Raw genomic sequence first — 14,458 nt, 5'->3', positions numbered from 1 at the left:
TGTATGGGAAAAATGCGTAGTTGAGCTTATGAATTGAATTTGGCGCTCGTCTAGTCTGCGCCTGGTAAAAGTACTTTGAATTCAGTATTGCCAGGCTCGCTACAGGCGGTAATGGCGCCGTTATGCGCACGCACAATGGCGGAAGCGATGGTCAGGCCGAGGCCAGTACCGATGACAGGAGTGGTAGAACTGGAATTGGTCGACGAACGATGGCGGCCGCGATAGAACTCCTCAAAGATATGTTCCAGATCATCGCTGGCGATACCATCACCATTATCGATCACGCTGATCATGACCTGCCCCTGCTGCTTATCCAGCTTCAGCGTAATCTCGCCCTGAGGAGCAGGGAGGCCATATTTCAATGCGTTATCCAACAGGATAAACAGCAGTTGCTTGATACGTTCCTTATCAGCCTGCACCCCTAGTTTATCATCCGAAACCAGTTGCAGGCGAATCTTACGTTCATCGCTGGCGCGAGACTTTGTTTGTTCGATACTCTGGATCGCCATATCGATCATATCGACGTATTGAAGCTTCAGCGGATGGGTATCGTCCAGGCGAGCCAGTGTCAGTAGATCGTTAATGAGCAACGTCATGCGTTCAGATTCATTCTTCATACGTTTAAGGATACGTTGTGAAGTCTCGGGATCATCCTTGGCGCCGCGCATCAAGAGCTCCGTAAAGCCGCGAATGGAGGTTAGAGGGGTGCGCAACTGATGGGAGGCATCCGAAAAGAACTGGCGAAAGCGTTCCTGAGAGGCACGTTGCATATTTTCGGCCGTCTCCAGGCGGGTCACCATAATGCTCAAGCTGCCAGCCAGGCGATCCACCTCATCCTGTGGTGGGAGGCGTAAAGGTAGGCGTTGGCTCTGGGCCAGGTCGCCCATAGCAATGGCCTGAGCCGCGTCGGTTACCTGGCCCAGTGGGCGCAGCAACAGGGATGTGAGCGCGTACGCCATCGCGGTTCCTGCTACCACCAGGACCAGCATTACGATCATCTCATAGGTTGTTGAAACCTGTTTGCCAAGCAGGAGACCGGCGAAAGCCACCAGGAGAATCAAGAGCAGAGTAAATACAAACGTCAGCTGGACCTGCAGACTAAAGAACATGCGCACCCATGAGGGGGCATTATTGCGATTATTGCCATCACCCAGCTTCGCAGGAGCTCCCGCGAGGGGTTGTGTGATCTCCTCTTTATTGGCTGACGGACCTAGCAGGTAGAGATCCCCTCGTGGTTGTGGAGAAGCAAACCGTGCCTTTAATTGATACAATCGGTTTGCCAACCCTTCTTGCCACCCCGTGGCTTTTTGCTCTGACATGATAGTGATACTCCGCTTGACGAATAGACAGACAGGTATTTCTGCGCTGCTAGAAACGCATCAACACTTAAGAACGTAGCCCACGCCGCGTACGGTCACAATCAAGCGTGGTGAGCTTGGTGTATCTTCAATTTTTTCGCGCAGGTAGCGTACATAGACCTCAATAATATTTGTTTCGCCCAGGAAATCGTAGCCCCACACCCGGTTCAGGATGGTTTGCCGATCCAGAACCTGGCGCGGGTGGGCCATAAATAACTGCAGGAGGTTATACTCGGTGGCCGTCAACTCGATCATCTGACCATTGCGGGTCACCTCGCGCGTCGCCGTATTCATTGTCAGGTCGCCGCACTGCAGAAGCTGATCGGCATCCACGCCTTTCATCTCTCCTGGCGCGGACTTGGCACGGCTCTGACGACGCAATATAGCTTTAATACGTTCTAACAACTCGTAAAAGTCAAAGGGTTTGGTCAGATAATCATCGGCGCCAGTCTGCAAGCCTAAGATACGATCTCCTACCTCATCTTTAGCTGTCAGCATCAAAATAGGTACATCGCGTGTTGTTGGATTGCCACGGAGACGGCGACAAACCTCCAGTCCATCGATACCGGGCATCATCACGTCCAGGATCACCAGGTCTGGATCGATGCGTTGCGCCAGCGCGATGCCTTGTTCGCCGTCAGAGGCTACCTCCACCTGGAAGCCCTCATAGCGTAGTCCGAGGCGAATGAGCTCAATAATATTATCCTCATCGTCAACAACAAGAACTTTTAACTGTGGCTGATGTTCCTGGTTTGCCTGCCAGGTACTGCCTTGCTGCATAGTTTTGTCTCCTGGTAATCCATCGAATAACACAGGCAGGCATCAGCAATGGAAGAATTGTGCCTGTGTTTCTATGGTTCATTATAGATATGTCAGTGTGGACCTGCAAGCCTGATGTTTCTGTTTACCCCCATTCTCAGCAGAATTTAATCAATTCCGCCTGTGCTTATCTCATATTAAGCTGTACATTATATGAAGCTACATATCAAGGCCTGATATTGAAGCTCGGCAAATATAATAACCGGCAAATATAATGATAAAGAAGGTCACATTAGAAAGTTTACCAATTTAGTCAAGTTTAGCGCTGGATAGCGCTGAAAATCATTGACATGCATTCTCTACTGATATATCCTAAACACTAGATGAAAAGATAACCAGATTCAGTCACTTTGCCCAGAAGAAAGGTCCCAACGATGAAGTTAACGATGAAGGGAGACTATGGTCTACGAGCGATGCTCGACATGGCTGCATACTACGGGCAAGGGCCGATTGAAAGCGCAGATATTGCGAATCGGCAGCATATTCCAGAGCAATATCTCGATCAGATCCTCATGGTGTTACGTAAAGAAGGATTGGTGAAGAGCGTGCGTGGTCCAAAAGGTGGTCATATGCTCGCTAAAGCGCCGAGTCAAATTACGATGGCACAGGTGATGCAAGCCCTTGAAGGATACGTTCCGCCCATGGAATGTTTGCCCACGCCAGATTTTTGTAAGCTTTCTCCCGGCTGCGCCTTGCGAGACGTCTGGCAGCAGATCGACACCCTGACACAACAGATCTTGACTGCGACCACAATTGAAGAATTGGCTCAGAAGCACCGTACAGGTAGTCCTGAAGAGACCATGTACTATATTTAATTCGATTTTCGACCTTTGAACTTCTCTGTGAGGAGGAGGCGTATGCGCGCATACCCTGGCTGTATACGTGCAGAGAGATACCGATAAGGCAAGATCGATTGTGGCCTTTGTATGCCTGAAGATTGGTGGAGAGTGGGGGAGGCGAGGTGTAAAGATGTGGTGTATGTGATGAATATGCAAAGGGGGATGATAGCACGTGGCAGATGCGTTGGAAGAGCAGAAACTGATTGCTATCGTTGAGGATGATCCACACTTGACCGATATGTTTTGCAATGCCTTAAAGCTTTTCGGTCAGTGGAGGGTGCATATTTATTCAGATGGGCAGACAGCGAAGGACCAGCTGCCCTACGTGGGGGCCGACCTGGTCCTCTTAGATGTAGGCTTACCAGGTCTTGATGGTGGATCGCTCTACAAATATTTGCGTGGTCATAGCAACACCAAAAACATGCCAATCATTGTTATTTCCGGAAGCCACGACTGGGAACTACATCGTATGGGATTACAGGCTGGCATTCTCCTCCGTAAACCCTTTAACATGCAAGAACTGGTCAGTATTATTCGCGCTTTACTACCGGAGGAGTAATTCTGTAGAAAGAAGGCTGACACATATTTATGGTCCATTGGGCGAAAAATGCTACTGAATTAGTTGGTCGTACTCCTCTTGTAGAATTAAGACGTTTTGCCGCCGAAGAGACGGCCTCTGGTGAGCTAACCGGCGTGGTGGCGAAGATTCTGGCCAAACTGGAGATGTTTAGTCCCGGCGGCAGTTCAAAGGATCGTGTCGCCCTGCAAATGATCTGCGAAGCCGAGCAACAGGGTCTGTTGCGTCCTGGCAGCACGATCATCGAGCCGACCAGTGGGAACATGGGTATCTCGCTGGCGGTCATCGCGGCCGCCCGTGGTTATCGGTGTATCCTTACCATGCCGGATACGATCAGTCCGGAACGGCGTCACCTGTTGCAGCGGTTTGGTGCCGAGATCATTCTGACCCCGGCCGCTCAGGGTATGCGCGGTGCCATCAACAAGATCATCGAACTGCGTACAACACTCCCCAACACATGGTATCCCCAGCAATTCTATAACCAGGCCAATCCCCGTGCCCATCGCGAGGGGACCGCGGTCGAAATCTGGGAGCAGACGGCCGGAACCGTGGATATAGTGGTGATCGGCGTTGGTACCGGTGGCACCCTGACCGGCGTGGCGGAGGGGCTACGTGCCCGCAAGCCTGAGCTGGAGGTTGTGGCCGTTGAACCGGCGACCTGTGCAGTTCTTTCGGGCGGACGACCGGGTCCCCATCGTATCGAAGGACTGGGCTCGGGTTTTATCCCCGATACCCTGCGCGTGGATCTCATCGACCGAGTCATCCCGGTAAGCGATCATGATGCGGTCGAGACGGCCATTCAGATTATTAAAGGAGAGGGCCTCTCAATCGGTATCAGCAGCGGGGCCGTCGCCTGGGCCGCCCTTCAGGAAGCTCGTAAAGAAGAAAATCGCGGCAAGGTTATTGTAACTGTTTTTCCTAGTGCTGCCGAGCGCTATCTACAGACGATTCTCTTTGATGATCTGCAGAAATAATAATAGAGGGTGAAGTGTACGCAGGTCCACAACGCGCGGCCGCGCGTTGTGGACCTGCGTACACTTCACCCTCTATTATTGGTGGAAGAGCTGATTTTATCAAAATCAGTTTTTGTTTAGCTTTTTGGACATAGTATGACACGCGGTGATACACGCTCTTTAGAAACTAAAGGCCTGCTCATTCGTAGTAATATGATGGGAATGGTGCGTTAGCAGGACATCATTTGCACAAAAACGATTCAAAACGGTGAAATCTGGTTATTTTTTGTCACTATTGACATGGTCTGAATCGTTAAAGCATAGAGAACAAACTGGATGAACGAGGTCTGAGCATTTGAAAAAGGCCATATTAAAACATTATCGATGTACAGCAGGGGTAGAGTTATGATACAACCAGTAAAAGATACGTATCGTTTTGATTTAGCGCATGGACAATACTTACGCATTCGCAGGCTGGGCTGGTTATTTTTCCTCGCACTCATTGTGACGGCCATCGTGGGTATTTGCTGTGGCGCGGCTTTATGGACGACTTACGTACACCAATTCACGCTCTACCTAAAATGGCAAGACGCGCTGGTAGCTCTCTCCTGGTTTATCTCTTTTATCTCAATCTTAGGAAGTGTTCTGGTCGTGCGTTTCCTGTACGCATTGCGCGCGGGGCGTACGGCAGGCATGGTGACCTTTGAGGGTAATGACACCATCATCGTGCGTGATCTTTCCGCGGAAAACATGAAAAGTATCTTCTGGATCATGAATAGCGCCTTCTGGTGCTTTGTTACCGCGCTCGTCGGCCTGGTCCCCGCCATTCTGGTTGGCTGGACGATGCACATACCCTCACCTGTCTTGATGGTTATCACCACCGGGCTGGCGCTTATCCTGAGCCTGGCTGGTATCGTAGTCAGCATCGTCGCCGTCTCGTTTATCCTGGTAGGTTGCCTGGGAGGTATCTCATTCTGCCGTAAGCTGGGCTCCTCGCATACCTACCGGCTCAACGGCCAGGCCACCATTCGCATCGACAACTTTGTGCTTACCATCACCTATCCGGGTCATCCCGAATCGCTAGTCGACCTGAACCTGCTATCGACCGAAGACCAGCGCCAGTTATTATCCCTGCTCCATACGCGCTGGGTGGACGCCAAACAGGTCTGGAATCCCACACTTGGCGAAGAGATCGAGCAGGCCCTCGCCGCCTCCCAACGTCTCGTCGGCGTCGCATAAAACACATTGCCGCGTAGCGGACGCGCGTGTGGGGGCGCTCACATCTCCCCACGGTGACGTAAGTAAGACCCATTCTAAATGAAGAAAGAAATTGATGGAATAAAACGCCAGATCTGTGCGTTTATAAGAGATGAGAGAAAAATTCAGATTTTTTAGAGCTCTTCCAGAAGAGCTCCAAAAAGTATTGACATATATTATCCGAAGACGTATAATTATCACTTGCCAGTGTATGTATACTAGTAACAGTAGTGTTATAGCTGATTCATAACACAGGTAACGATGTAACCGAGAGACGAGACACATTACGAAACAACTCATCGCTCCCCAAAAACGTGAGGATATTATCATAAACCACATGCAGTCGAACCTTCAGCCCACTTTCATGAGCCTCGCTCTGAAAGGTAGTAGGATTTCGGGTCGAGGGTACAATGTGGTGTTTTTTGCTGTTTCGGATATCTTATCTTAACCCGTGCCTGTGATCTTGATAGCTAGCTTGTTTATCTCCACTGGAGGGGATAGTTGTGTGGGCGATCGGCAAACAACCATTAAAAGCATATGTGTAGGAGTAACCGCTCATTGCGTGCGCAAGCGGTTACTTTTATTGTCATAGACCGTTTCACAACACAGGCATTATCATAAAGCAATTATCTGTTTTTTTTTCCGTTTTCCGTTGCACTGAGAGGTGCGTATTGTCGTGTCTCTCATTCCTCTATGGGCGATTAGGTGAGAGGAGAATACCAAGTATGGCAGTAAGCACAAGGGCCGTTGCGCTCCCAGAGCGTGTTTCCTATGCACGTATTCCAGACATACGGCCTATGCCTGGCCTGATTCAAATTCAACTTGACTCCTTTGAGTGGTTTAAGAAAGAGGGTTTGCGCGAGCTTTTCGAAGAAATTTCTCCGATTGAAGACTTTACCGGCAAAAACCTGAGCTTAGAATTTATTGTACCACCTGAACCATTTGGCAAGCCAAAGTATTCTGAGGATGAATGTCGCGATCGTGACGCCACGTTTGCCGCACCTTTGAATGTCAAGGCGCGCCTGATTAATAAAGAGACGGGCGAAATCATCGAGAAAGATGTCTTCATGGGTGATTTCCCGTTGATGACCACAGATGGTACATTCATTATTAATGGTGCCGAACGTGTGGTGGTCAGCCAGCTGGTGCGTTCTCCTGGCGTCTACTTTACCGTAGATGAGGATGCAACCACCGGCAAAAAGCTGTACGCCGCCAAGCTGATTCCTGGCCGTGGTGCCTGGTTAGAGTTCGAGACCAGCAATAAAAATCTCTTAACCGTCAAGATTGACCGCAAACGTAAGATTCCGGTGACCACCCTGTTGCGGGCCATTTCCAGCCTGGCCAAAGACCAGTGGCATGCCGAAGATTTAGATTTATCAACCGATCAAGGGATCCTGGATGCCTTCGCCGGCGTCGATAACGATCCCGTGGTGCGCTACATTCAGGCCACCCTGGACCGTGATCCGGTGAAGAAAGAGGACGAGGCGCTGCTTGAACTGTACAAGAAGCTGCGCCCCGGTGATCCCGCTACCTTAGATAATGCGCGTTCGCTGGTAAAGAACCTGTTCTTTAATCCGCGCCGTTACGATCTGGGTAGCGTTGGTCGCTACAAGCTCAATCGCAAGCTGGACCTGGCGATTCCGCAGAGCCAGCGCATCCTGACGCAGGACGACCTGGTCAACATCATTCGGCGCCTGGTGTCATTGAATAATGGCCGTGGTCGTAAGGATGATATCGACCATCTGGGCAACCGCCGCGTGCGTTGCGTGGGCGAGCTGATCCAGACGCAGTTCCGCGTGGGTCTGCTGCGCATGGAGCGTGTCGTCAAAGAGCGCATGAGCATTCAGGAGCCGGGACAGGCCACGCCGAACGCCCTCATCAACATCCGCCCGGTAGTGGCGGCGATGAAGGAGTTCTTTGGTGGTAGCCAGCTCTCGCAGTTCATGGACCAGACCAACGCCCTGGCGGAGATCGGACACAAACGCCGTCTCTCGGCGCTGGGTCCTGGTGGTCTCTCGCGTGAGCGCGCCGGATTTGATGTCCGTGACGTTCACGAATCTCACTATGGTCGTATCTGTCCGATTGAGACGCCTGAGGGTCCCAACATTGGTCTGATCGGTAACCTGGCGACGTATGCGCAGATCAACCCCTATGGGTTCATCGAGACACCGTACCGCAAGGTCTACAAACGCCTGAAGGCCAATGATCCCAACCTGATCGGGCGCGAGTTCCGCGGGGTGTTTGGACGTGAGCGCGACGCCATCACCGACACGGATGGCACTGTGTTGATCCCGGCGCGTGAGCGTGTGCGTATCGACGAAGCATTATTCCAGAAACTGTCGTCCCTGCTGGGTGACGCGCAGGTCCGAGTGAAGCCCTTCGTGACCGAGGTGGTGGATTACCATACCGCCGATGACGAAGAGAACTTCTGGATCGCGCAGGCCAACGCCAAACTCTCCGACAACGATGAGTTCGAAGAGGATCGCGTCCTGGCGCGCTATCAGGGTGAGTTCTTCATGGAGAACTCGGACAACATCGACTACATGGACGTTTCGCCGCGCCAGACGGTTTCAGTGGCGACTGCCCTGATCCCCTTCCTGGAGCATGACGACGTCAACCGCGCCTTGATGGGCGCCAACATGCAGCGCCAGGCGGTGCCGTTGCTGCGTCCGCAGTCCCCCATCTGTGGGACCGGCATTGAGCGCCAGATCGCCATCGACTCTGGCCAGGTCATCGTCAGCCGCACAAGTGGTGAGGTAATCTCTTCCACCGCGCGTCGCATCGAGATCATGGACGAGCAGGGAGAGATCTCCAGCTATCGTCTGCGCAAGTTTGTGCGTTCCAATGCGGGTACCTGTATTAACCAACGACCGATCGTCAAAAAAGGTGACTATGTCATGGCGGGGCAGGTGCTTGCTGATAACACCTCGACCCAGGACGGTGAGCTGGCGCTAGGACAGAACATCCTGGTGGCCTTCATGAGCTGGGAGGGTGGCAACTTCGAGGACGCCATTCTGATCAGTGAGCGCATCGTGCACGAAGATCTCTTCACCTCGATCCATATCGAGAAGTACGAGATCGACGCCCGCGACACCAAACTGGGACCCGAAGAGATCACGCGTGATATTCCGAACGTGGGTGAAGAGGGTCTGCGCAATCTGGATGAGCGCGGCATCATCTATGTCGGGGCCGAAGTCGGGCCACAGGATATCCTGGTCGGCAAGATTACGCCCAAGGGCGAGACCGAGCTGACGGCGGAAGAGAAGCTGCTGCGCGCCATCTTCGGTGAAAAGGCCCGTGAAGTCAAAGACACCTCGCTGCGTGTGCCCCATGGTGAGCGCGGCAAGATCGTCGAAGTCAAGGTCTTCTCACGCGAGGCCGGTGATGAACTACCTCCAGGCGTCAACCAGCTGGTGCGCGTCAGTATCGCGCAGAAGCGTAAGATCGGCGCGGGCGACAAGATGGCTGGCCGCCACGGCAACAAGGGTGTGATCTCCCGCGTGTTGCCGATCGAGGACATGCCTTTCCTGCCTGACGGCACACCGGTGGACATCATCCTGAACCCGCTGGGTGTCCCGCACCGTATGAATATCGGTCAGATCATGGAGACCCACCTGGGCTGGGCGGCGGAAGCACTGGGCTTTAAGATCGCCACGCCCGTCTTCGACGGTGCTACCGAGGATGATATCGAAGAATTCTTGCGTCGGGCAGGGCTGCCCGAAACCGGCAAAGTCCAGCTCTATGATGGACGGACCGGCGAGCCATTTGACCATCCGATCACGGTTGGCTACAACTACATGTTGAAGCTGGCCCACCTGGTAGAAGATAAAGTGCACGCCCGTTCAACCGGCCCTTACAGCTTGATCACACAGCAGCCGCTGGGTGGTAAAGCGCAGTTCGGTGGACAGCGGTTCGGTGAAATGGAAGTGTGGGCGCTGGAAGCCTATGGCGCGGCGCACATCCTTCAGGAGATCCTGACCGTCAAATCCGACGACGTGGTTGGCCGTGTTAAAACCTACGAAGCCATTGTGAAGGGTGAAAATATCATGGAGCCGGGCGTTCCAGAATCCTTCAAAGTGCTCGTAAAAGAATTGCAGAGCCTGGGCATTAACGTAGAGGTCCTCAACGAAGACGAGCAAAAGATCCAATTCGTCGAAGACACCTCGAACGATGTAATGCCGGAACTGGGTATTAATCTATCCGGTTTCGAGGGAGACCAATAGTATAGGGGCAATCAACACACCTGTGTTGAAAGCAAAAGGTTTTGTGTAAAAAGGAATGCGGAGCGACAGGTCAAATGGCCTGTCGCTAGCCCCTATCCCAGGAGAGGTAGCATGCTCGAAGTAAATGATTTTAACGCTATCCGTATCAGCCTTGCCAGCCCGGAGCAGATTCGCAGCTGGAGCTATGGCGAGGTCACGAAACCGGAGACAATTAACTACCGTACACTGAAGCCAGAAAAAGATGGGTTATTCTGCGAACGCATTTTTGGACCCACTAAGGACTGGGAATGTTACTGCGGTAAATATAAAAGAGTACGCTTCAAAGGCATCGTCTGTGATAAGTGCGGTGTCGAAGTTGCTCGTTCAAAAGTGCGCCGCGAGCGCATGGGCCATATTGAGCTGGCGTCACCTGTGAGCCATATCTGGTACTTCAAAGGTACCCCTAGCCGTATCGGTCTACTGCTGGATCTCTCGCCACGTAACCTGGAGCGTGTTCTGTACTTCGCGCTTTATGTGGTTACGAACGTAGACGAAGAGGCCCGCCAGCGTGAACTGATGCGTCTGGACGAAGAGATGGCCGGTCTCGAACAGAACCTGGATGAGAAGATTGTTGAGCGCATCAATGATCTACGTACTCAGCGCGATAGCGCCCTGGAGGACAACGAGCAGCGTTTCTCCAAGACCGATCGCCAGGAAGTAGAGCAGCGCCGTGAGCAAGATCTTGAAGAGGCTCGCCACGCTGAAAGCGAGACGCTGAGTCTGCTGCGCGAAACGATGGGTCAGCAGGCCGAAGATGACATTTTCTTCGAGCCGACCGACCAGATCATCGTCAAGCAGGGTGATACCGTCACCTCCAAACACCTGGATGTGCTGGAGCGCGTAGCCGAGTCCGCCCGCAACGCCATCGCCGAGCAGGCGCGCCGCGAGCTAGAGGGCGCCCAATCCGAGGGCAAACGCGAGGCCGACCGTCTGACCATGGAGTACCAGGGCCAGATCGACTCCGCGCAGTCGCAGCTTGAGCGTGAGCGCAATGAGACGCGCCAGCGCATCGAACAACTGCGTCGTGACCTCGAGGGTCTGAAAAAGATGGACCTGCTGCAGGAGAATCGCTATCGCGAGCTCAAAGACAACTTCAGCGATGTCTTCCGTGCGGGTATGGGTGCGGAGGCTGTACGTGAGTTAATCGCGGGCATCGACCTGGAGAAACTCGCCAACGACCTGCGCCACGAGATCGGTAATACCGTTGGGCAGCGCCGCAAGAAGGCCACCAAGCGCCTGAAAGTGGTTGAGGCATTCCGCAAATCGAATACCTCGCCTGAATGGATGATCATGACCGTCCTACCTGTGCTTCCACCGGATCTGCGTCCGATGGTGCAGTTGGATGGTGGCCGTTTCGCCACCTCGGACCTCAATGATCTCTACCGCCGTGTGATCAACCGTAACAACCGTCTCAAACGCCTGCTTGAGCTGGGCGCGCCTGAGATCATTATTCGCAACGAGAAACGCATGCTGCAAGAGGCCTGCGACGCTCTGATCGATAATGGTCGCCGTGGTCGTGCCGTGGCTGGCTCTGGTAACCACAAGTTGAAGAGCCTCTCCGACATGCTCAAAGGTAAACAGGGACGTTTCCGTCAGAACCTGCTCGGTAAACGTGTCGACTACTCCGGTCGTTCGGTTATCGTGGTTGGACCAGACCTGAAGTTGAACCAGTGTGGTCTGCCAAAACGTATGGCATTGGAGCTTTTCAAGCCATTTGTTATGCGCAAACTGGTGGAGCAGAACTTTGCCCACAACATCAAGAGTGCCAAACGCTTTGTTGAGCGCGTCAAACCAGAGGTCTGGGATGTATTGGAAGAGGTGATCAAAAACCATCCGGTACTGTTGAACCGCGCGCCAACGCTGCACAGGCTTGGTATTCAGGCCTTTGAAGCTGTGCTCGTCGAGGGTAGTGCGATCCAGCTGCATCCGCTCGTCTGTTCGGCCTTTAACGCCGACTTCGACGGTGACCAGATGGCCGTGCACGTGCCTTTGTCTGAGAAAGCGCAGGACGAAGCCCGTCAATTTATGATGTCGACCCGCAACCTGCTGTCACCGGCCCACGGTGAGCCATCGATCGGCGCTAGCCAGGATATGGTGCTGGGTTGTTTCTACCTGACACAGGAGCGCCCCAACAAAAAGGGCGAGGGCCGCGTCTTTACTGATGCTGGCGAAGCACTACTGGCCTTCCAGCACGGCGTGGTTGACTTGCAGGCACCGATCAAGGTCCGCATGGGCGAGATCGACGTCTATGACCAGCCACCTCCAGCAGCGGTGACCATGCACTCAATGAACAAGCCGATCACGACCACGGTTGGACGTATCATTTTCAACGAAGCTCTGCCCGAGCGCCTGCGTTTCAAGAACTACGTCATGAAGAAGGAGAACTTGAAACAGGTCATCGGCGAATGCTTCAAAGAATATGGTCGCTCCAAAACCACCGACCTGGCGGACGAAATCAAGCGCCTTGGTTTCTACTATGCGACCAAAGCCGGCGCCACCTTCGCTATCAGCGATGTCCAGGTACCAACTGGTAAAGCTGAAGAGCTGGCCAAAGCCGATGTCAAGATCGCCGAGCTGGAAGAGCAGTTCCATGATGGTCTCATCACCGAGAACGAAAAATACCAGCAAACGATCGAGACGTGGAACGAAGCCACCGACAACGTCCAGAAAATGGTACGTTCGGTCCTCGATCCATTTGGTTCCATCTACACCATCGCCGAATCTGGAGCGACCAAAGCGAAGTTCCAGCAGATTCGTCAGTTGTCCGGTATGCGCGGACTGATGGCCAGTCCATCAGGACGTATCATGGACATCCCGGTGCGTGGTAACTTCCGTGAAGGACTGAGCGTACTGGAGTACTTTATCAGTACCCACGGAGCCCGCAAAGGTCTGGCTGACACCGCCTTGAGAACGGCGGAGTCTGGTTACCTGACCCGTCGTCTGATCGACGTTGCTCAGGACGTCATCGTCACCGAAGAGGATTGTGGAACAACAGAAGGTATCTTGATCACCGAGTACGATTCAAAGGACATGGCTCTGGAGAACTCGCGTGGTCGTCTGCTCGGACGTGTGCTGGCCGAAGAGATACCGGAGTTGCCACATCTGGAGCCTGGAGAAGAGCTCACTGACGACGACGTAACCGAGATTGTTAACGCCGGCATCAAAGCCGTACGCGTACGTTCGGCCCTGAACTGTCTGGCACGACGTGGCATCTGCCGCAAGTGTTACGGACGTGACCTGGCCGCCAACGCCCTGGCACGTGTCGGAGCCGCGGTTGGTATTATCGCCGCGCAATCGATTGGTGAGCCTGGAACACAGCTGACCATGCGTACCTTCCACACTGGTGGTATCGCGGGCGCGCAAGGTGACATCACCCAGGGTCTGCCGCGTGTTGAAGAGCTCTTCGAAGCCCGTGTCCCGAAGGATAAGGCTGAGATCAGCGAGATCGACGGCGTGGTAGAGATCGTCAAAGACGAGTCTACAGGCGTGCGTACAGTACGGGTTGTCTCGACCAACATCTTCTTTGATGAATACCTGGTGCCGAAAAACTCCGATGTAAAGATCGTCGTTAACGAACACGATCATGTGCAGAAGGACCAGATCATTGCTCTTATCGCCGATGAACATGGCGGTGAGCCAGTGCCGGTCATGGCCCGAACCGATGGCGAAGTCATCTTGAACGAAGATGGCATCTCGATCCGCTTTGAAGAGCGTGAGGAGCGCAGCTATCCGGTGCCAGCTTCGCGCAACATCGCCGTTACCGATGGACAGAAGATCCAGGCGGGCACGCCGATCACTTCTGGCCAGCGCGACCCACAGGATGTCCTGCGCATCCAGGGACGTGAGGCGGTCCAGTTGTACCTCACCAAAGAGGTGCAGCGCGTCTACCGTAACACCGGTGTATACATCCATGACAAACACATCGAGGTCATCGTGCGACAGATGCTGCGTCGCGTCAAAGTCGATGAGCCCGGTGACACAGACATGCTTCCGAACGATCTGGTGGACCGTTTCGTGTATGCCGATACCAACGCCCGTGTTCTGGCCGAAGGTGGCGAGCCCGCCAAAGCCTCGACCGTCCTGCTTGGTGTCACCAAGGCATCGCTGAACACCGACAGCTTCCTGGCGGCCGCCTCCTTCCAGGAGACGACTCGTGTGCTGACCGAAGCCGCGATCGAAGCGCAGACCGACCACCTGATTGGTTTGAAAGAAAATGTCATCATTGGTAAATTGATCCCGGCTGGATCTGGCATTGCCCAGCGCCGTCGTGATCAGATTGCTCGCCAGCAAGCCGCAGCAGCAGCGCGCGTGGCGGCGACCCCCGTCGTTGCAGGTGCCATCGCCGGTGCTCCAGTTGGAGCGAGTGCCCCACTTGGCCTGACACTTGACAGCG

Annotated in this window: 7 protein-coding genes and 1 pseudogene; 6 read left to right on the top strand and 2 right to left on the bottom strand. The window is 53.6% G+C overall.

Going from position 1 to position 14,458, the window contains the following annotated elements; genetic code table 11:
• Window positions 1-50: 50 nt before the first annotated feature.
• Window positions 51-1,319, bottom strand: coding sequence for a sensor histidine kinase (locus AABA21_RS22845; protein ID WP_338253903.1), 1,269 nt, complete (start codon window positions 1,317-1,319; stop codon window positions 51-53).
• A 60-nt stretch (window positions 1,320-1,379) separates the two neighbouring features.
• Window positions 1,380-2,138, bottom strand: a complete 759-nt coding sequence (locus AABA21_RS22840; RefSeq protein WP_338253902.1) for a response regulator transcription factor — start codon at window positions 2,136-2,138, stop codon at window positions 1,380-1,382.
• A gap of 413 nt (window positions 2,139-2,551) precedes the next feature.
• On the opposite strand from AABA21_RS22840, the gene AABA21_RS22835 reads away from it, so the two are divergent.
• The 6 genes and pseudogenes from AABA21_RS22835 to rpoC all read left to right on the top strand — a co-directional run.
• Window positions 2,552-2,992, top strand: coding sequence for an RrF2 family transcriptional regulator (locus AABA21_RS22835; RefSeq protein ID WP_126595713.1), 441 nt, complete (start codon window positions 2,552-2,554; stop codon window positions 2,990-2,992).
• Window positions 2,993-3,188: 196 nt separating this feature from the next.
• Window positions 3,189-3,575 carry a response regulator transcription factor gene (locus AABA21_RS22830; protein ID WP_338253901.1) on the top strand — a complete coding sequence of 129 codons (387 nt, stop codon included), beginning with the start codon at window positions 3,189-3,191 and terminating at the stop codon, window positions 3,573-3,575.
• A 29-nt stretch (window positions 3,576-3,604) separates the two neighbouring features.
• Window positions 3,605-4,567: a cysteine synthase A gene (cysK, locus tag AABA21_RS22825; RefSeq protein ID WP_338253900.1), complete on the top strand. Its 963-nt coding sequence runs from the start codon at window positions 3,605-3,607 to the stop codon at window positions 4,565-4,567.
• A gap of 384 nt (window positions 4,568-4,951) precedes the next feature.
• Complete coding sequence (locus AABA21_RS22820) at window positions 4,952-5,785, top strand: hypothetical protein (RefSeq protein ID WP_338253899.1); 834 nt, start codon at window positions 4,952-4,954, stop codon at window positions 5,783-5,785.
• A gap of 743 nt (window positions 5,786-6,528) precedes the next feature.
• A complete protein-coding gene (gene rpoB, locus AABA21_RS22815; RefSeq protein ID WP_338253897.1) occupies window positions 6,529-10,026 on the top strand; it encodes a DNA-directed RNA polymerase subunit beta in 3,498 nt (1,165 codons plus the stop codon).
• 111 nt (window positions 10,027-10,137) lie between these two features.
• Window positions 10,138-14,298, top strand: a pseudogene (gene rpoC, locus AABA21_RS22810) (DNA-directed RNA polymerase subunit beta'); the annotation flags it as partial.
• Window positions 14,299-14,458: the final 160 nt, after the last annotated feature.

This window comes from Dictyobacter halimunensis (genome assembly GCF_036245075.1).
This window is presented reverse-complemented; position numbering and strand designations above follow the sequence as displayed.

Bases quoted from the DNA above. Each gene is read 5' to 3' on its own strand.
- AABA21_RS22845 (WP_338253903.1), bottom strand. From the start codon at position 1,319: ATGTCAGAGCAAAAAGCCACGGGGTGGCAAGAAGGGTTGGCAAACCGA.
- AABA21_RS22840 (WP_338253902.1), bottom strand. From the start codon at position 2,138: ATGCAGCAAGGCAGTACCTGGCAGGCAAACCAGGAACATCAGCCACAG.
- AABA21_RS22835 (WP_126595713.1), top strand. From the start codon at position 2,552: ATGAAGTTAACGATGAAGGGAGACTATGGTCTACGAGCGATGCTCGAC.
- cysK (WP_338253900.1), top strand. From the start codon at position 3,605: ATGGTCCATTGGGCGAAAAATGCTACTGAATTAGTTGGTCGTACTCCT.
- AABA21_RS22820 (WP_338253899.1), top strand. From the start codon at position 4,952: ATGATACAACCAGTAAAAGATACGTATCGTTTTGATTTAGCGCATGGA.
- rpoB (WP_338253897.1), top strand. From the start codon at position 6,529: ATGGCAGTAAGCACAAGGGCCGTTGCGCTCCCAGAGCGTGTTTCCTAT.